This is a genomic window from Ruminococcus sp. RTP21484sp1_RTP21277st1_D2_RTP21277_210401 (genome assembly GCF_040924225.1).
GTDB lineage: Bacteria > Bacillota > Clostridia > Lachnospirales > Lachnospiraceae > Blautia_A > Blautia_A faecis.
In genome coordinates this window covers 17,815-36,984 of sequence record NZ_JBCOMJ010000025.1, presented here as the reverse complement: position 1 = coordinate 36,984, position 19,170 = coordinate 17,815, and the positions used below count along the sequence as shown (strand labels likewise).

Sequence of the window (19,170 nt, the reverse complement as noted above, 5' to 3'; positions counted from 1 at the left end):
GATTAACTTATGAAAATAGCAGTAACCGGTAAAGGCGGAGTAGGAAAGACAACTTTTGCAGCAACACTTGCCAGACTATATGCAGATGAAGGGAAAAAGGTCCTTGCAGCTGATGTTGACCCGGACGCAAACCTGGGACTGGCTCTTGGATTTGATGAGGAGACTTTAGATTCCATCGTTCCCATTTCCAAGATGCGTAAGCTGGTAGAGGAGCGTACCGGAGCCAACAGCCAGAATCAGTTTTATACACTGAATCCGAAGGTAGACGACATTCCGGACACCTACGGAAAGGTTTGTAATGGTGTAAAGCTGCTTGTCCTTGGAACCGTGGAAACAGGCGGAGGCGGATGTGTCTGTCCTGAACATGTCATGTTAAAAAGAATCATCAGCAACCTTGTAGTGCACAGGGATGATGTGGTAATTATGGATATGGAAGCCGGTCTGGAGCATCTGGGCCGGGGAACCACGGAGAGCATGGACGAATTTATTGTGGTGATCGAACCAGGTGCAAGAAGTGTACAGACCTACAAAAACGTAAAACGTCTTGCAAAGGATCTTGGCATTACTCAGGTTAAGGTAGTGGCCAACAAAGTACGGAACGAAGAGGATGAAGAATTTATCCGCAACAAGATTCCGGCAGAAGATCTTCTTGGAATGATCCATTACAATGTAGAAGTTATGGACGCAGACCGCCAGGGTAAATCACCCTATGATTTCAGTGAGACAGTAACATCTGAGATCAGAAAGATTAAAGAAAAGATAGACAACGAATCAAGTCTGTAAATAATAGGAGGTACTACAGTGACTTTATTTGATAGAGTATTCAGCGGAAACGACGCTGTTTATGGATTAACAGAGGGCGCTATTGATGCAGCCATCGCACAGCATGGCGAAGACAAAGCAGTAAGCTTCCCTGATACCGCTTACAGCCTTCCTTGCTACTATTCAGTAACAGGAACCAAGGTTACAACCTTAAAAGAGTTAAAAGAGGCTCTTGGCGTTGTAAAAACTCTTATGACAAGAGAGAAAAGACTGAACGACGCATTCATGTCCGGTATTGCTACCGCACTTTGCGCAGAGTTCATCGAAGTTCTGAAATATATCGACGGAGCAACACCATATGAGGAGCCATGCTATGGCCACCTTGCAGATGCTGTGATCCGTGAGCTTGGTGTACCGCTTGTAACAGGCGATATCCCTGGTGTAGCCGTTATCCTTGGAACAGCTCCATCTGTAGAAGAGGGTGTTGCACTTGTAAAGAGCTATCAGGCACAGGGTATCCTTGTAACACTGGTTGGCGGAATCATTGACCAGGTGAAGGAAGCTGGCATGAACACTGGAGCAAACGTACGTGTTATTCCTCTTGGAAAAGACGTTACAGCAGTTATCCACGTTGTATCTGTTGCACTTCGTGCAGCTCTGATCTTCGGTAACGTAACACCTGGAGATGCAGGTACACTTATGAAATATACAATGGACCGTGTTCCGGCATTCGTTAACGCATTCGGACCTCTGGATGACGTTGTAGTTGCTTGCGGAGCTGGCGCTATCGCACTTGGCTTCCCGGTAATCACAAACGAGACAGAGAACATCTTCCGTGTACCGAAGAGCCTTATCGTTCAGGAGGACGTAAGCAAATTCAACGCTACTTCCCTTGAGGCTCGTGACATCAAGATCAAGATCACAAACATCGATATCCCGGTTGCATTCGCATCTGCATTCGAGGGCGAGATCATCCGTCGTAAAGACATGCGTGTTGAGTTCGATGGTTCCCGTGTTGACTGTGCTGAGCTTGTACATACCTGTGACGCTTCTGAGATCGAGGATCACAAGATCACAGTTGTAGGACCGGAAGTTGACGAGATGGAAGACGGAAGCAAGAACAGCATTGCATACGTTGTTAAGGTTGCCGGTAAGAACATGCAGCCTGACTTTGAGCCTGTTATCGAGCGTAAATTCCACAACTACATCAACTGTATTGAGGGTGTATATCACACCGGTCAGAGAGATATGCAGCGTATCCGTATCAGCCATGCAGCATTTGATGCAGGATTCCGTATCAAACATATCGGTGAAGTTCTTTATACTCAGGTTAAGAACGAATTTGACGCAGTTGTTGACAAGTGTGAGGTTGTGATCTACACAGATCCTGCTGAGTGTACCAGAATCCGTCATGAAGTTGCAATTCCGACATTCGAGAAACGTGATGATCGTCTTGCAAACCTCACTGACGAGTCTGTTGATGTATATTACAGCTGTATCCTCTGCCAGGCATTCTCCCCGTCTCACGTTTGTGTTGTTACACCAGAGAGACTTGGACTTTGCGGTGCCGTTTCATGGCTGGATGCAAAAGCTACCAACGAGCTTGATCCGAACGGACCTTGCCAGGTGATCACCAAAGAGCGTCCGATCAATGAAGAGCTTGGTTCTTATGAAGACGTTGATGAAGCGGTTCAGAAGTTCTCCCAGGGTGCTCTGGAGCACGTTACCCTGTACTCCATCATGCAGGATCCTATGACTTCCTGCGGATGCTTCGAGTGTATCTGCGGTATCGAGCCATTCTCCAACGGTGTAGTTATTGCTAACCGTGAGTATGCAGGTATGACACCTCTCGGAATGACCTTCTCTGAGATGGCTTCCATGACAGGTGGTGGTGTTCAGACTCCTGGATTCATGGGACATGGTAAACACTTCATCGCTTCCAAGAAATTCATGAAGGCTGAGGGCGGTATCGAGCGTATCGTATGGATGCCGAAAGAATTAAAAGAGTTCATCGCAGAGAAATTAAATGCTACTGCAAAAGAACTTTACGGAATCGATAACTTTACAGATATGATCGGTGATGAGACTGTTGCTACAGATCCTGAGACTCTGGTAGGATTCCTTACAGAGAAGGGACATCCGGCACTTGGACTTGACCCGATGATGTAATTTATCCAGCAGCTCCTGCTGCAAAATGGAGATAATTTCCCTGGAGTCTGTCTCCTTTAGACAGGCTCCGGGATTCACTATTTCCGGCAGGAATACTGATTTATAGTTTCGCTGCGGAGGGCGAACAAGCAGATCATTTTGATTGCGGAATGAAATGATCTGTATCTGATAATTTATTTAGCAGCAAACCAATGGATAGAGGCGGAGCCTTACATGGTTTGTGATAGAAGATTAACAGAAAAGGAGATGCAGAAAATTGTTAATTAACAGAATTTTCAGCGGTAATGATGCAGTATACGGTCTAACAGAAAAAGCCGTAAACGATGCTGTACAGCAGCATGGTGCAGATAAGGCAGTGGGATTTCCACACACAGCATATTGTCTTCCATGCTATTATGCAGTAACCGGTGTGAAGATCAAAACACTTGGAGAACTGCAGGCAGCCCTTGGCGTCGTAAAATCTCTTATGACAAGAGAGCATGCTCTGGATGATGCTCTTATGTCAGGTGTAGCAACAGCCCTCTGTGCGGAATTTATTGAAGCACTGAAGTATCTTGATGGGGCAGAACCCTATCAGGAGCCTTGTTATGGCCATCTTGCAGATTCCATTATCCGTGAGCTTGGTGTACCGCTTGTAACAGGAGATATCCCTGGTGTAGCCGTTATCCTTGGCAGCGCACCGACTGCACAGGAAGGTGTTGACCTGATCAAGAGCTATCAGGCACAGGGTATCCTGGTAACATTAGTTGGCGGTATCATTGACCAGGCACAGGAGCTTGGTCTTAAGATGGGCTATAATTTACGAATTGTTCCTTTGGGAAAAGACGTAACATCTGTTATCCACGTTGTATCTGTTGCACTTCGTGCAGCACTGATCTTCGGCAATGTAACACCTGGCGATGCAGCAAGCCTTCTTACATACACCAAAGACAGGGTTCCGGCATTTGTAAATGCTTTCAAACCTGTTGATGATGTAGTTCTTGCAGCCGGTGCTGGTGCGATCAAGCTTGGTTTCCCGGTAATCTCCAATGAGGATGAGAACATTGTGGAAGTACCAGGAGCCCTGATCGCGTGTCCGAACGTTGCTGACTTTAATAAGGTTTCCCTTGAAGCAAGAGGAATCAAGATCAAGATCACAAAGGTGGATATTCCGGTAGCATTTGCGTCTGCCTTTGAAGGTGAGATCATTCGTCGTAAAGATATGCGTGTGGAATTTGACGGTTCCCGTGTGGACTGCGTAGAGCTTGTGCAGACTAAGGAAATGAACGAGGTCGAGGATCACAAGATTACTGTCGTAGGTCCGGAAGTCGATAGCTTCGAACCTGGAAGCAAGCACAGCCTTGCCTACGTGGTAGAAGTAGCTGGTAAGAAGATGCAGCCGGATTTTGAACCGGTTATCGAGCGTAAATTCCACAATTATATAAACTGCATTGAAGGTGTATATCACACAGGACAGAGGGATATGTTCCGTATCCGTATCAGCAATGATGCTTTTGCAGCAGGTTTCAGAGCAAAACACTTTGGTGAAGTTCTTTACACTCAGGTAAAGAATGAGTTCGAGGCTGTTGTAGATAAGTGTCAGGTAACTGTCTATACAGATCCGGATGAGTGTACCAGAATGCGTCATGAAGTAGCAATCCCTACTTTTGACAAACGTGATGCACGTCTGGAGACATTGACTGATGAATCTGTAGATGTTTATTACAGCTGTATCCTGTGTCAGGCATTTTCTCCGTCACATGTCTGCGTAGTAACACCGGAGAGACTTGGACTTTGTGGAGCCGTTTCATGGCTGGATGCAAAAGCAACCAATGAACTGGATCCAAACGGCCCATGTCAGATCATCACCAAGGAGCGCCCGATCGATGTAAATCTGGGCTCTTACGAGGATGTTGATGAAGCAGTAAAGAAATATTCCCAGGGTGCTCTGGAGCATGTTACTCTGTACTCCATCATGCAGGATCCTATGACCTCCTGCGGATGCTTCGAGTGTATTTGCGGTATTGAGCCATTTTCTAATGGTGTGGTTATCGCAAACCGTGAGTATGCAGGCATGACACCTCTTGGAATGACGTTCTCCGAGATGGCTTCCATGACCGGCGGCGGTGTTCAGACACCAGGCTTTATGGGACATGGAAAACACTTTATTTCATCCAAGAAATTCATGAAGGCAGAGGGCGGAATTGAGCGTATCGTATGGATGCCAAAGGAATTAAAAGAGACCGTGGCGGAGCGACTCAATAAGACTGCAAAAGAACTCTATGGCATTGACAACTTCACTGATATGATCGGTGATGAGACCGTTGCCACAGATCCGGAAGTTCTTGTTGCATTTTTAACAGAACATAACCATCCTGCATTGTCAATGGATCCGATGATGTAGTATAATGGTTCTGTATAATTTTTACAAATTTTTAAGGAGGCTTTAAGAAATGCCATTTAATCAGAAACCACAGAAGTTCAACGCAAAGATCAACACTGTTACGGTTGGAACTGGCGATAAAGCGGTTACTATTGGAGGAAATTCTACATTTCCTTTCTATACATTTGACGCACCAACCGAGAACAGCCCGAAAATCGGTGTAGAGATCACGGATATGGGACTTGATGACTTTGCACCTGGAATCAAAGCATATTATGAAGGATGCACCACCATGGCTGAGATCGCTCAGAAAGCAGCAGCTATGGAAGGTGGAGATTTCGTTGTACTCAACCTGGAAGGCGGAGATCCAAACGGAGTAAACAAATCTACAGAAGAACTTATTGCAATCGTAAAAGAGGTTGCAGATGCAATCGACTGTCCATTAGTAGTTGAAGGCTGCAAAAATGTGGAGAAGGATGCGGAACTTCTTCCGAAGGTTGCAGAGGCACTTCAGGGCAGAAACGTGATCGTGATGTCTGAGAAGGAAGAAAACTACAAGGCAATCGGTGCTGCAGCAGGACTTGCTTACAACCAGATCGTAGGCGCTGAGTCCGCTGATGATATCAACCTTGCAAAACAGTTGAACGTAGTAACAACACAGTTAGGTGTTGATGCGAAGAAGATCGTTATGAACGTAGGAACAGCTACCGTTGGTTATGGTTACGAGTATGTTGTTTCCACTATGGACCGTATCAAAGGTGCAGCATTATCCCAGAATGATAACATGCTGCAGATGCCTATTATTACACCAGTTTCTTCTGAGACATGGGGCGTAAAGGAATCAGTTGCAACTGAGGAAGATATGCCAGAATGGGGCTCAGAGGATGAGCGTGGTATCGACATGGAAGTTATGACAGCAGCAGCAGACCTGGCAGCAGGATCTGACGCAGTTATCTTAAGACATCCAGAGTCTGTAAAGACCATCGCTAAGATGATCAAAGCACTTGTGTAATATTTTTAGGAGGGAAAAATTGATATGGCACTGAATGGTATTCAGATTTTTAAATTAACACCAAAGAAAAACTGTAAGGAATGTGGATGCCCGACATGTATGGCTTTCTCCATGAAAGTTGCACAGGGCGCTTTAAAGATTGAGCAGTGTCCACATATGTCTGAGGAAGCATTAGCATCTCTTTCCGAGGCAACTGCTCCGCCAATGAAGACGATCAAGATTGGTACTGGCGATGAGGAGCTTACCCTTGGTGGTGAGACCGTTCTTTTCAGACATGAGAAGACCTTTGTAAACAAGACAAGATATGCAGTAGAGCTTTGCACATGCATGGATGACGCTACTGTAGATGCAAAACTGGCTGAGATCCCGAAGGTTGATTATGACCGTATCGGTGAGAGAATGTACGCAGAGATCGTTTACGTAAACTGCGATGCAGAAGCAACAGCTGACAAATATGTAGCACTTGTACAGAAAGCAGCAGCTCTTGGACGTACCCTGATCCTTGGATGTTCTGATCCGGAGATCGCAAAAGCAGCCCTTGAGGTTTGCAAAGACAGCAAGCCGGTATTAAACGGAGCAAATGCTTCTAACTATGAGGCTATGAACGCAGTTGCAACAGCAGCTGGTGTTGTTCTTGGTGTATCTGGCAAAGATCTTAACGAGTTATATGATACTACAGCAGCAATCGAGAAACTTGGAAACAAGAATCTGGTACTTGATGTAACAGGCGCTGACATCAAAGAGACCTTCGGCAATGCCGTACAGGTACGTCGTGCAGCTCTGAAGGATCAGGACAGAACATTCGGTTATCCATCCATCGTAAACCTTGCAAAGATCGCTGGTGGTGACTATCACCTTCAGGCAGGTCTGGCAGCTATGTTTACAATGAAATACGGTTCCATCGTTGTTATGGAGCGTATGACATATGCAGAGGCACTTCCGTTATATGGTCTGCGTCAGAACGTATTTACTGACCCGCAGAAGCCAATGCGTGTAGAGCCAGGTATCTACCCGATGAACGGTGGAGATGAGAATTCTCTTGTTGTTACAACTGTTGACTTCGCTCTTACATATTTCCTTGTATCTGGAGAGCTGGAGCGTTCCGGTGTTCCGCTTAATCTTGTTATCAACGATGCCGGCGGTTTATCCGTACTGACATCCTGGGCAGCAGGAAAATTCTCCGGAAACAGTATTTCTACATTCTTCAAAGAGAAAGTAGAGCCAAATGTTAAGAGCAGACGTCTGGTAATCCCAGGTAAGGTTGCAGTCCTGAAGGGTGATCTGGAAGCAAAACTTCCAGGATGGGAAATCATCGTTGGACCAAGAGAAGCTGTACAGCTTGTGAAGTTCTTAAAGGATCTTGAAGGCTGATTTAAGCCTTTAAGACCCTAAAAGGGTATGCCGCTTATGGGCGGCACCACTATAAATGTAAAGGAGAACATTTGACATGGCAAAATTTGTTACAATTGGAGAGAGACTTTCAACAACAGCACCTTCTGTAAACAAAGCATTTACAGAGAGAGATCCTGAGCCGATCTTAAAGAGAGCAAAACAGCAGCTTGATGCTGGTGCTGTTTATCTTGATGTAAACATCGGACCAGCTGAGAACGATGGAGAAGACCTGATGAAATGGGCTGTTAAGCTTCTTCAGGAGAACTTCGACAACGTTCCGCTGTCTCTGGATACATCCAACAAAAAAGCAATTGAGGCTGGTATTTCCGTATACAACCGTTCCAAAGGAAAACCAATCGTAAACTCTGCTGATGCAGCTGGAAGAATTGAGAACATCGACCTTGCAGCAGCTAACGATGCAATCGTTATCGCTCTTTGCAACGGTGAAGGTATTGCAAAAGACAACGACGAGCGTATGATGTACTGCCAGATGCTTCTTGAAAGAGGTATGGAGCATGGTATGGACGCAAGTGATCTGTGGTTTGACCCGCTGTTCCTGGTTGTTAAAGGAATGCAGGACAAACAGATGGAAGTACTTGAGGCTATTAAAATGTTCTCCGATATGGGACTGAACTCTACAGGTGGTCTGTCCAACAACAGTAACGGTATGCCGAAGAACATCCGTCCAATCATGGATTCCGCATTAGTTGCTATGGCTATGATGCAGGGCCTTACATCCGCAATTGTTAACCCTAACGACCTTCGTCTTATGGAAACAATCAAATCCTGCGATGTATTCAAGGGCAACACCCTGTATGCTGATTCCTATCTTGAACTGTAATTATTTGTAATTCGTTTCTAAATAGGGACGTAAGATACAAAAGGGGCTGGGGCTTTGGCCTCAGTCCCTTTTTCTAACGGATAAGAATAATAATGATGTCTGTTTTGGCAGATATATGACCATATGAGAAAGGTGAGTGCCGGATGTTTAAGGTTACATTTTCTTTTGAAGATGGCAGTGTGGTAGAACATTTTGCCAATGCGGGGGACAATTTACTTGAATTAGCCAGAGAGGCCAATGTGGCCATCGACGCGCCGTGCTCCGGAAATGCTTCCTGCGGAAAGTGCCGGGTACAGTTAAAAAAAGGAGAACTGGACAGCAAGAAAACCTTACATATCAGTGAGGAAGAATATCAGGAGGGATGGCGTCTTGCCTGCACCAGCAAGATCTGTGCAGATGTGACCGTACTGGTACCTGATATTGCGTCTGCTTACAAGAGCAGAATGAAGGTTGCAGATCTCAGCTCCAAAGAGGAAATTGCCATTTTCGAGAATTCCAAAAGAGACGTAGAAATGACCGGTATTGAGCTCAGAAACAGTCTGGATGTAATTGAACTTGATATGAATGAGCCAAGTCTTGATGACACCATGCCGGATAATGAGCGCCTTACAAGAGCTTTAAAGAAATACATGAATCTGAAACAGGTAAGGATCCCTTACGCTGTATTAAGAAAATTGCCGGATGTCCTCCGGGAAAATCATTTCAAAGTAAAATGTGTAGTTCGTACTGCTCCTAATGATCTTTTTGTATACGATATTTTCGGAAAAGATGAAGAAGTGGTAGTGGGCGGACTTGCAGTGGATATTGGTACCACAACTGTTTCTGCAGTCCTGATCAACATGGAGACCGGAGAGATTCTTGCCAAGGCTTCCTCTGGAAACGGACAGATCCGTTTCGGAGCAGATGTTATCAACCGTATCATCGAACAGCAGAAGCCAGGCGGTAAGAAGAAACTGCAGGATGCAGTCATTAAAGAGACAATCAATCCAATGATCGCACAGATGTGTAAAAGTGCAGGCATTCCAGCCAGCCATATTTACAGAATGTCTGTGGGAGCAAATACAACGATGAATCATCTGTTTGCCGGGATCAACGCGGATCCGGTCCGTATGGAGCCGTATATTCCAGCATTCTTCAAAACCAATTCCCTTTTTGCTTCTGATGTGGGAATTGCTATCAATAAAGATGCGCATATTATCATTGCGCCAAATATCGGAAGCTATGTAGGCGGTGATATCACTGCCGGAACTTTAGTAAGCATGATCTGGAACAGACCAGAGTTTTCTTTATTTATCGATCTTGGAACTAACGGTGAGCTGGTATTTGGCAACTCTGATTTTATGATGAGCTGTGCATGTTCCGCTGGTCCGGCTTTTGAGGGTGGTGATATCAGCTGTGGTATGCGTGCAACTGATGGAGCTATTGAAGCTTGTACCATTGATAAGGAGACTATGGAACCAACTTATAAAGTAGTTGGAGAACCGGGAACCAAGCCGGTTGGACTTTGTGGTTCCGGAATCATTGATGTGATCAGCGAGCTTTTTATGTGCGGAATCATCAACCCTAAGGGTAAATTTGTCCGTGAGGGGGAGAGAATCCGTCACGATAAATACGGAATGGGAAGCTATGTGATCGCATTTGAAAAGGATGCAGGCTCTGTGAAGGATATTGAGATCACAGAGGTTGATATTGACAACTTTATCCGTGCCAAAGGTGCTATTTTCTCAGCTATCAGAACTATGATAAATAGTCTTGATTTTGACGTGAGCATGATCGATGATGTATACGTTGCCGGTGGTATTGGAAGCGGAATCAATATGAGAAATGCTGTAAACATCGGAATGTTCCCGGATATCCCTCTGGAGAAATTCCATTATATCGGCAACTCTTCCCTGACGGGTTCCTATCTGATGCTTCTTTCTACAGAGGCCGAGAAGAAGACCTATGAGCTTGCTGCAAACATGACATATATGGAGCTTTCTACAGTGCCAACTTATATGGACGAATTTGTAGGAGCGTGCTTTATTCCTCATACAGATACGGGAATGTTCCCTGATGTAATGAATGATTTACAGAACAGGAAGTAATTAATAAAATGCCATTTACAATTGATGACTTAAATTATGATAAAGACAGCAAGGAGAGAATGCCATGGGAGCATTATCTTGAGCTGTATGCAAAAGCTGACCCGAAGGAGATCGCATCCAGACTTTCCATTCCATATGATGAAGAGGCTAAGGAATTTACTCTGACTTTCCTGGGCTCTGAATATAAGATCACATATCCGGATTTCCAGGTAAAACATGTGGCAGATGAGAAGAAATGTTATCCTCTGGAGGATATGATCTACGCAAAGATTCTTACCATTCGTTTTCTGTTAAATGGTTCCGCCTCTGTGGGGACTGGCAGGTTTAAAACTTACCGGGAAATGCCATGGGGAGAAGTGTACCTGAGACAGTTTGACGGACGTTGTATCAAAAGGCTTGCATTTACCTATGGAAACAGACTGGATGATTTCCGGCTTGTAATGGATCATATGAAATGCACTCCGGTGAAATTCGGAGATGTGGCTTATGAGCTTTCCATTTATCCGGGATATCAGATCCAGATGATCCTGTGGGAGGGGGACGATGAGTTCCCGCCGTCTTCCCAGATCCTGTTTTCCGACAATTTCCCGGTATCCTTTGCTGCGGAAGATATGGCGGTTATGGGAGATGTGATCATTGGCTCTTTGAAGGCTTTTCTGAAAGCAGCGAAAGAGCAGTAAGGTTATTGTAAAACAGATTCTGCGTGAAAGTTAACCGAGATTTAAAGTTTTCTAAATGCATGAGCTGTATATTTTTTGATTAAAGCGGACTGGAGTGCGGGTGTTTGAGCCTGCACCAGGATCCGTTTTGATAAATCCAAATTAAGCGGAGGCGTCATGCTGTAACAGCGGTGACGTAAAAAGGAGGTAAGTTACAATGGGATACAAGAGTGACATTGAAATCGCACAGGAATGCGAAATGCTGCCGATTACCCAGATTGCAGAGAAAGCTGGTATTGATGACAAATACCTGGAGCAGTATGGAAAGTATAAGGCAAAAATCGACTACAATCTCTTAAAAGAGAGCGACAAGAAAGACGGAAAACTGATCCTTGTAACAGCAATCAACCCGACCCCGGCTGGTGAGGGAAAAACAACTACAACTGTAGGACTTGCTGATGGAATGCAGAGACTTGGAAAGAGCGCAATGGTTGCACTTCGTGAGCCATCTCTTGGACCGGTATTCGGTGTTAAGGGCGGCGCTGCAGGCGGCGGATACGCACAGGTTGTTCCAATGGAGGATATCAACCTTCATTTCACAGGTGACTTCCATGCAATCGGAGCTGCAAACAACCTTCTTGCAGCAATGATCGACAACCACATTTTCCAGGGCAATGCACTGAACATTGACCCACGTAAGATCACATGGAAGAGATGCGTGGACATGAACGACCGTCAGCTTCGTAACGTGATCGATGGTCTTGGAGGAAGAACAAACGGTATGCCTCGTGAAGACGGTTATGACATCACAGTTGCTTCCGAGATCATGGCAGTTCTCTGTCTTGCAAGCGACATCACAGACCTGAAGAATAGACTTTCCAAGATGATCATTGGTTATACATATGGCAAAGTATCTGAGCAGAAACCGGTAACAGCTGGTGATCTTCACGCAGAAGGTGCTATGACAGCTCTTCTGAAAGACGCTCTGAAACCAAACCTGGTTCAGACTCTGGAGCATGTACCTGCAATCGTTCACGGTGGACCATTTGCAAACATCGCTCATGGATGTAACTCTGTAACAGCTACTAAGATGGCTATGAAGCTGGCTGATTATGCCATCACAGAGGCTGGATTCGGTGCTGACCTTGGTGCAGAGAAATTCCTTGACATCAAATGCCGTATGGCAGGTCTTCATCCAAATGCAGTTGTGATCGTTGCTACTGTACGTGCCCTTAAATACAACGGCGGTGTTGCAAAAGCAGACCTTAACAATGAGAACCTTGAGGCTCTTGAGAAAGGTATCCCGAACCTTTTAAGACATGTAAACACGATCAAAAATGTTTACAAACTTCCATGTGTTGTTGCAATCAACGCATTCCCGACCGATACCAAGGCAGAGCTTGACCTTGTTGAAGCAAAATGTAAAGAGCTTGGTGTTAACGTTGCACTTTCCGAAGTATGGGCAAAAGGCGGTGAAGGCGGCCTGAAGCTTGCTGAGGAAGTAATCCGTCTCTGCGAAGAGCCAAATGACTTCTCTTATTCCTATGAGCTTGACGGTTCTATAGAGGATAAGCTGAACCAGATCGTTCAGAAAGTATACGGCGGAAAGAAAGTTGTTCTCACAGCAAACGCTCAGAAACAGGCAAAACAGTTAGAAGCTCTTGGCTTTGGCAACTGCCCGATCTGTGTTGCAAAGACTCAGTACAGCTTAACAGATGACCAGACAAAACTCGGTGCACCGACAGATTTCGAGATCACAGTTCGTAACCTGAAGGTTTCCGCAGGTGCTGGATTTGTTGTTGCACTGACTGGTGAGATCATGACCATGCCAGGTCTTCCGAAAGTTCCGGCAGCTGAGAGAATTGACGTTGACGAGACTGGTAAGATCACAGGTCTGTTCTAATCAAAGAAAAAAGAAACATCAGGCGGATATACCTGTCCGCCTGGCGTTATAAAAAGGTCATGGCTTACATGATGACTAAGAACAATAAGGAGACAACGAAATGGGATTTTCAACAAGTACATGTACAGAATTTGTAGAAGTTCTTGCTTCTAAAGCCCCGGTTCCAGGCGGCGGCGGAGCATCTGCACTGGTAGGTGCTGTGGGAACTGCACTTGGAAACATGGTAGGAAGCCTTACTGTTGGTAAGAAGAAATATGCTGATGTTGAGGAAGAAATGTGGGAGCTGAAAGGTAAATGCGACCAGCTTCAGAAAGATTTCCTTCGTCTGATCGAGCGTGACGCCGAAGTATTCGAGCCGCTTTCCAAAGCATATGGAATGCCGAAAGAAACAGAAGAAGAGAAAGCTGAAAAAGCAAGAGTTATGGCAATCGTATTAAAAGATGCCTGCTCTGTTCCTATGGAAATCATGGAGAAATGCTGTGAGGCACTTGACCTGATCAAGGAATTTGCTGCAAAAGGCTCCAAGCTTGCCATCAGTGACGCTGGTGTAGCTGCAACCTTCTGCAAAGCTGCATTAAAAGGTGCAAGCCTGAACGTTTATATCAACACAAAGTCCATGGCAGACAGAGAGTATGCAGAAGAATTAAATGCAAAGGCTGATGCAATGCTTGAAAAATACTGCAAGCTTGCAGACGAGACATTTGACAGCGTACTTGGTAGACTGAAATAAAGATAAAAAAGAAAAGAACTGGCAGGAGCAAAATCCTGCAAGTCTTTTTTGCAGTCTCAAAATGCTGTATTACCATGAAACTGGTATGAGCATGACTGGATTTATCATAATATAAGGAGATTACTAAAAAATGGCAAAACAGTTATTAGGTAAAGAAGTAACTGCTGCATTAAACGAGCGTATCAAAGGAAATGTGGCAGCTCTTCAGGAAAAAGGCGTTAACCCCACACTTTGCATTATCCGTGTAGGAGAGAATCCAAGTGATATTTCCTATGAGAAGGGTGCAACAAAGCGTTGTGAGACATTAGGCGTTGCATGTGAGAAAATTCTTCTTCCGGAGGATGTTGCTCAGGAAGAACTTCTTACAGTTATTGATAAGGTAAACAAAGACGATCATATCCATGGTGTACTTCTGTTCCGTCCGCTTCCGAAACATCTGGATCAGGCTGTGATCGAGAATGCACTTGCTCCTGAGAAAGATGTTGACTGTATGACAGACCTTTCCATGTCTGGTGTTTTTACAGGCAAGAAGATCGGTTTCCCGCCATGTACACCACAGGCATGTATGGAAATCCTTGATCATTACGGAATCGACTGCACAGGCAAGAAGGCAGTAGTAATCGGAAGAAGCCTTGTTGTAGGTAAACCGGCAGCTATGATGCTTGTTAAGAAAAACGCAACTGTAACCATCTGCCACACAAGAACAGTCGATATGCCGTCTGTGGCACGCGAAGCGGATATTATCATCGTAGCAGCAGGCCGTGCTGGCGTTGTTGGCGCTGATTATGTAAAAGCAGGACAGGTAGTTATTGATGTAGGAATCAACGTAAATGCAGAAGGCAAGCTCTGCGGAGACGTTGACTACGCAGCAGTAGAGCCGATCGTAGATGCTATTACACCAGTTCCTGGCGGAGTTGGAAGCGTTACAACATCTGTCCTGGTTGGACATGTTGTAGAGGCTGCTATGCGCAAAGTGAACGCTTAATAGTTAATTGGTTTAGAGTTAATAGAACGATGTACCTGAAGTACATCATGTGTACAAGCGGAAGAAAAACTCTTCAGGGTAAAAACTGGAGAGTTTTTTTGTTGCAGAAAATTTTATTGAAATCCTTATTGCGGCAAAAGTTTGTTTTGCTATTACAAAAAATTTGCTTTTCTCAGTAAGATATTGTACTATAGAGGGTACAGATATATGGAGGTAACTCATTATGGGAAAAGTGATGGCAGTGAACATCAGTGTTAAAAGAGGAACTCAGAAGGTCAATGTGCACACTGTAAAACTGATTGAAAATTATGGATTGGAGAATGACGCCCACGCAGGAAACTGGCACCGTCAGGTCAGCCTTCTGTCTTATGAAAAAATAGAAGAATTTAAGGCAAAAGGCGCGCCGGTAAAGGATGGTGCTTTCGGGGAAAATCTGATCGTACAGGGATTTGACTTTAAGACTCTTCCAGTAGGAACCCGTCTGAAATGCAACGATGTGATTCTGGAAATCACGCAGATTGGAAAGCAGTGTCACAACGGTTGCGAGATTTTCAAGATCATGGGAGATTGCATTATGCCCCGCGAAGGTGTTTTTGCCAGAGTAATCAAAGGCGGTGTGATCTCTGAGGGAGATGAAATGGTTTATGCTTGACAGATACGGAAGAAATATTGATTATCTGCGGATATCTTTGACAGACAGGTGCAATCTCCGCTGTATCTACTGTATGCCGGAAGAGGGAATCCGTCAGATTCCAAGGACAGAACTTCTTGATACAGATGAAATCGTGAGAATCTGTAAGGTGGCCAGTGAACTTGGGATTTCCAGAATCAAACTGACAGGAGGAGAGCCTCTTGTCCGCAGAATTTGCACCCCATTAGTAAAAGAGCTGAAAGCCATTCCCGGGATCTGCCAGGTTACACTAACCACCAACGGAATCCTTTTGGGAGAACAGCTTCCGGGCCTGATGGAGGCCGGTCTGGATGCCGTAAACATCAGTCTGGATACTTTAGAAGAAACCACATTTCGCAAAATCACCCGCAGGGACGATTTTCACCAGGTTTTAAAGGGACTTAGGGCAGCACTTTCCTACCCTTCCCTAAAAGTGAAATTGAACTGTGTCCCCACTTTTCAGTCGGACGAGGAACTTTTACAGGTGGCAGCTCTTGCAAGGGAGAATCCTCTTCATGTGCGTTTCATTGAAATGATGCCAATCGGTCTGGGCAAGGAGTTTGCAGCCAGGGGAGAGGAACTGATAAAGTCTGTTCTGGAAAAGGAATATGGGTCAATGACACCAACGGAAGAAAAGCTTGGAAATGGTCCCTGTCATTATTATACCCTGGAGAAGTTTACAGGCAGGATCGGATTTATCAGTGCCCTGTCCCACAAATTTTGTGACAGCTGCAACCGTGTAAGGCTTACTTCTACCGGATTTCTGAAAGGCTGCCTGCAATTTGAGGACGGAGCAGATCTGAAGGTTTTGCTTCGAAGTGGTTGTTCTGATAGGATGCTTAAAGAAACGATAGAAAAAGTCATTTATGAAAAGCCTGTAGGCCACAATTTTCAGGAACATAAGAAGGGAAACGAAGAATCCCACATCATGGCTCAAATCGGTGGATGATTTTGAAAAATAAAAGAAAACACGATTTAGAAAAGTCGGATTTGCTGTTGTATCATTTGTACAACTTAAGCAATCCGGCTTTTTGTATATTTCAATATAATTCCAGATACAAAATTGTGCAAAAATATTGTTAATAAATAAACTTATTCATATTTGCTTGCCAAAATGAACAAAAAAATATATAATTTCATTACAAAAATAGTCATGTCTGTTAAAAAATACGCAAAGCCGGAAGCTTTGGAGGACGGGGACAAAAGACCTGGAGGCATCTGGCAAGTAAGGAGGTTAACAAAATGGTAGATCAGTCATATTACAAGAAAGCAGATGAGATTATTGAGCATTATGAGCGGTGTGCTGCCTCATTAATCCCTATCATGCAGGATATCCAGGCGGAATATCGGTACCTGCCTGCAGAACTTCTGACCTACGTAGCCGGACAGATCGGCGTTACTGAAGCGAAGGCCTTCAGTGTTGCAACCTTTTATGAGAACTTTTCTTTTGAACCTAAAGGAAAATACATTATCAAGGTATGCGATGGCACAGCTTGTCATGTAAGAAAGTCAATCCCGGTTAAAGAAGCATTCATGAAAGAACTGGGATTAAGCAATAAGAAGCATACCACAGATGACATGATGTTCACTGTGGAGACTGTATCCTGTCTTGGTGCCTGCGGGCTTGCTCCCACCTGTATGGTGAATGAAGAAGTGCATGCCAAGATGACACCGGAGAAGGTAGTAGAGCTTATTAACAGATTGAGAGGTGAGAACGGATGAGGATTAACAGTAAAGAAGAGCTGCAAAGCAAAAAAGCTGAGATCGAACAGAATATCCAGAGCTTCACATGCCGTGTTCTTGTCTGTTCCGGTACCGGATGTATGGCTTCCGGTGCTCAGAAAATCTATGATGAGATGGTAAGACTCTGTGAAGGTATTGATGGTGTAGAGATTGAAATGCAGAAAGATATCCCTCACGTAGGCGTTATCAAGACTGGCTGCCAGGGTCTTTGCGAGCTGGGACCTCTTGTAAGGATTGAACCATACGGATATCAGTATGTACATGTTCAGGAGGAGGACTGCCTGGAGATCGTGGAGCGAACTGTACGCCTTGGACATCCTGTAGATCGTCTGTTTTACCGCCATGGAGATGAAATCTGTCCGAAGCCTGAGGATATCCCGTTCCTTAACCGTCAGACCAGGATCGTTCTTGAAAACTGTGGTAAGATTGACGCGGAATCCATTGACGAATATATTGCAGCAGGCGGTTTTTCTGCTCTTGCTAAGGCAGTTACAGAGATGACTCCCCAGGATGTAATTGATGAAGTTACCAGATCTGGTCTTCGCGGACGCGGAGGCGCCGGCTTCCCGGCTGGTAAGAAGTGGTCACAGGTAGCCAGACAGGCTGAGAAAACCCGATATGTAGTATGTAACGGTGATGAGGGTGACCCGGGAGCATTTATGGATGGTTCCGTTATGGAAGGCGATCCGTATAAGATGATCGAGGGCATGATCATTGCCGCTTACGCAGTTGGCGCTGAGAACGGATACATATATGTTCGTGCAGAGTATCCTCTTTCCGTAGCCAGACTTCGTCTTGCTATTTCCCAGGCTGAGAAATATGGTCTCCTTGGAGATCATATCCTTGGCAGCGGTGTGAATTTCCATCTGCATATTAATCGTGGTGCAGGAGCTTTCGTATGTGGTGAAGGTTCTGCCCTTACCTCTTCCATTGAGGGAAACAGAGGTATGCCTCGTGTAAAACCACCTCGTACTGTTGAGAAAGGTCTGTGGGGCAAGCCAACTGTATTAAATAACGTTGAGACTTACGCAAATGTTCCGAAGATTATCATACAGGGTGCTGACTGGTTCCATACCATCGGAACAGAGGGAAGCCCGGGAACCAAGACCTTCTCACTGACCGGAGCAATTGAGAATACAGGTCTTATTGAAGTTCCAATGGGAACAACACTTCGTGAGATTATTTATGATATTGGCGGCGGTCTGAAGAGCGGTGCTGCATTTAAAGGCGTTCAGATTGGCGGACCATCTGGCGGATGTCTTGTAGAAGACCAGCTGGATGCTCCTCTTGATTTTGATTCTGTAAAGAAGCTTGATGCTATTATGGGATCAGGCGGTCTTGTTGTCATGGATGAGAATACCTGTATGGTAGAAGTTGCCCGTTTCTTCATGAGCTTTACCCAGCGGGAGAGCTGTGGAAAATGCGTTCCATGCCGTGAGGGTACCAAGCGTATGCTGGAGATCCTGGAGAAGATTGTAGCAGGCAATGGGGAGATGTCTGATCTTGACGAGCTGGAAGAGCTTGCCAAAATGGTTCAGAGCATGGCTCTTTGTGGACTTGGAAAGAGTGCACCTCTTCCTGTCCTCAGTACCATGAAGCGTTTTCGCGAGGAATACGAAGAGCATATCCGGGACAAGAAGTGCCGGGCAAAGGTCTGCACAGCACTCCGTCAGTTCCACATTAATCCGGAATTCTGTATCGGCTGCGGAAAATGTGCCAAGAACTGTCCTGCCGGGGCAATTTCCGGCAAGATTAAATCACCTTATCATATTAATAATGATGTATGCATCAAGTGCGGCAGTTGTAAGGATAACTGTAACTTTGATGCAATATATGTGGAAATGTAGGGAGGACA

The 19,170-nt window shown here is 45.0% G+C and carries 15 protein-coding genes; all 15 read left to right on the top strand.

All coding sequences use genetic code 11. From position 1 onward, the window contains the following. Positions 1-9 precede the first annotated feature (9 nt). Positions 10-783: an ATP-binding protein gene (locus AB5706_RS15905; RefSeq protein WP_118578441.1), complete on the top strand. Its 774-nt coding sequence runs from the start codon at positions 10-12 to the stop codon at positions 781-783. An 18-nt stretch (positions 784-801) separates the two neighbouring features. Further along, positions 802-2,931 (top strand): acetyl-CoA decarbonylase/synthase complex subunit alpha/beta, encoded by a 2,130-nt coding sequence (acsB, locus tag AB5706_RS15900; protein ID WP_118578440.1) that lies wholly within the window; start codon positions 802-804, stop codon positions 2,929-2,931. A gap of 256 nt (positions 2,932-3,187) precedes the next feature. After that, positions 3,188-5,314: an acetyl-CoA decarbonylase/synthase complex subunit alpha/beta gene (acsB, locus tag AB5706_RS15895; protein WP_118578439.1), complete on the top strand. Its 2,127-nt coding sequence runs from the start codon at positions 3,188-3,190 to the stop codon at positions 5,312-5,314. Between the two features lie 49 nt (positions 5,315-5,363). Beyond that, entirely contained in the window at positions 5,364-6,305 is a 942-nt protein-coding gene (gene acsD, locus AB5706_RS15890) for an acetyl-CoA decarbonylase/synthase complex subunit delta (RefSeq protein WP_118578438.1), read from the top strand. Between the two features lie 24 nt (positions 6,306-6,329). Next, positions 6,330-7,676 (top strand): acetyl-CoA decarbonylase/synthase complex subunit gamma, encoded by a 1,347-nt coding sequence (gene acsC, locus AB5706_RS15885; protein ID WP_118578437.1) that lies wholly within the window; start codon positions 6,330-6,332, stop codon positions 7,674-7,676. Between the two features lie 76 nt (positions 7,677-7,752). Continuing rightward, entirely contained in the window at positions 7,753-8,538 is a 786-nt protein-coding gene (gene acsE / locus AB5706_RS15880) for a carbon monoxide dehydrogenase/acetyl-CoA synthase methytransferase subunit (RefSeq protein WP_118578436.1), read from the top strand. Positions 8,539-8,681: 143 nt separating this feature from the next. Then, positions 8,682-10,625 (top strand): corrinoid activation/regeneration protein AcsV, encoded by a 1,944-nt coding sequence (gene acsV, locus AB5706_RS15875; protein ID WP_173769102.1) that lies wholly within the window; start codon positions 8,682-8,684, stop codon positions 10,623-10,625. Between the two features lie 8 nt (positions 10,626-10,633). Then, entirely contained in the window at positions 10,634-11,305 is a 672-nt protein-coding gene (locus tag AB5706_RS15870) for a DUF3786 domain-containing protein (protein WP_118578435.1), read from the top strand. Between the two features lie 196 nt (positions 11,306-11,501). Continuing rightward, positions 11,502-13,187, top strand: a complete 1,686-nt coding sequence (locus tag AB5706_RS15865; protein WP_118578434.1) for a formate--tetrahydrofolate ligase — start codon at positions 11,502-11,504, stop codon at positions 13,185-13,187. A 100-nt stretch (positions 13,188-13,287) separates the two neighbouring features. Next, positions 13,288-13,917, top strand: a complete 630-nt coding sequence (locus tag AB5706_RS15860; RefSeq protein WP_118578433.1) for a cyclodeaminase/cyclohydrolase family protein — start codon at positions 13,288-13,290, stop codon at positions 13,915-13,917. Between the two features lie 130 nt (positions 13,918-14,047). After that, positions 14,048-14,902, top strand: a complete 855-nt coding sequence (locus tag AB5706_RS15855; RefSeq protein WP_173715528.1) for a bifunctional 5,10-methylenetetrahydrofolate dehydrogenase/5,10-methenyltetrahydrofolate cyclohydrolase — start codon at positions 14,048-14,050, stop codon at positions 14,900-14,902. Between the two features lie 223 nt (positions 14,903-15,125). Next, positions 15,126-15,554, top strand: a complete 429-nt coding sequence (locus AB5706_RS15850) for an MOSC domain-containing protein (RefSeq protein WP_118578431.1) — start codon at positions 15,126-15,128, stop codon at positions 15,552-15,554. Then, the gene (gene moaA / locus AB5706_RS15845; protein ID WP_173735425.1) at positions 15,547-16,521 is read left to right on the top strand and encodes a GTP 3',8-cyclase MoaA; all 975 of its coding nucleotides are present in this window, start codon (positions 15,547-15,549) and stop codon (positions 16,519-16,521) included. The genes AB5706_RS15850 and moaA overlap by 8 nt, the downstream gene beginning before the upstream one ends. A gap of 293 nt (positions 16,522-16,814) precedes the next feature. After that, positions 16,815-17,294, top strand: a complete 480-nt coding sequence (locus tag AB5706_RS15840; RefSeq protein WP_148462597.1) for a complex I 24 kDa subunit family protein — start codon at positions 16,815-16,817, stop codon at positions 17,292-17,294. Next, entirely contained in the window at positions 17,291-19,162 is a 1,872-nt protein-coding gene (locus AB5706_RS15835) for an NADH-quinone oxidoreductase subunit NuoF (protein WP_118578429.1), read from the top strand. Before AB5706_RS15840 ends, AB5706_RS15835 begins: the two co-directional genes overlap by 4 nt. Positions 19,163-19,170: the final 8 nt, after the last annotated feature.

Bases quoted from the DNA above. Each gene is read 5' to 3' on its own strand.
- AB5706_RS15905 (WP_118578441.1), top strand. From the start codon at position 10: ATGAAAATAGCAGTAACCGGTAAAGGCGGAGTAGGAAAGACAACTTTT.
- acsD (WP_118578438.1), top strand. From the start codon at position 5,364: ATGCCATTTAATCAGAAACCACAGAAGTTCAACGCAAAGATCAACACT.
- acsC (WP_118578437.1), top strand. From the start codon at position 6,330: ATGGCACTGAATGGTATTCAGATTTTTAAATTAACACCAAAGAAAAAC.
- acsE (WP_118578436.1), top strand. From the start codon at position 7,753: ATGGCAAAATTTGTTACAATTGGAGAGAGACTTTCAACAACAGCACCT.
- acsV (WP_173769102.1), top strand. From the start codon at position 8,682: ATGTTTAAGGTTACATTTTCTTTTGAAGATGGCAGTGTGGTAGAACAT.
- AB5706_RS15870 (WP_118578435.1), top strand. From the start codon at position 10,634: ATGCCATTTACAATTGATGACTTAAATTATGATAAAGACAGCAAGGAG.
- AB5706_RS15865 (WP_118578434.1), top strand. From the start codon at position 11,502: ATGGGATACAAGAGTGACATTGAAATCGCACAGGAATGCGAAATGCTG.
- AB5706_RS15860 (WP_118578433.1), top strand. From the start codon at position 13,288: ATGGGATTTTCAACAAGTACATGTACAGAATTTGTAGAAGTTCTTGCT.
- AB5706_RS15855 (WP_173715528.1), top strand. From the start codon at position 14,048: ATGGCAAAACAGTTATTAGGTAAAGAAGTAACTGCTGCATTAAACGAG.
- AB5706_RS15850 (WP_118578431.1), top strand. From the start codon at position 15,126: ATGGGAAAAGTGATGGCAGTGAACATCAGTGTTAAAAGAGGAACTCAG.
- moaA (WP_173735425.1), top strand. From the start codon at position 15,547: ATGCTTGACAGATACGGAAGAAATATTGATTATCTGCGGATATCTTTG.
- AB5706_RS15840 (WP_148462597.1), top strand. From the start codon at position 16,815: ATGGTAGATCAGTCATATTACAAGAAAGCAGATGAGATTATTGAGCAT.
- AB5706_RS15835 (WP_118578429.1), top strand. From the start codon at position 17,291: ATGAGGATTAACAGTAAAGAAGAGCTGCAAAGCAAAAAAGCTGAGATC.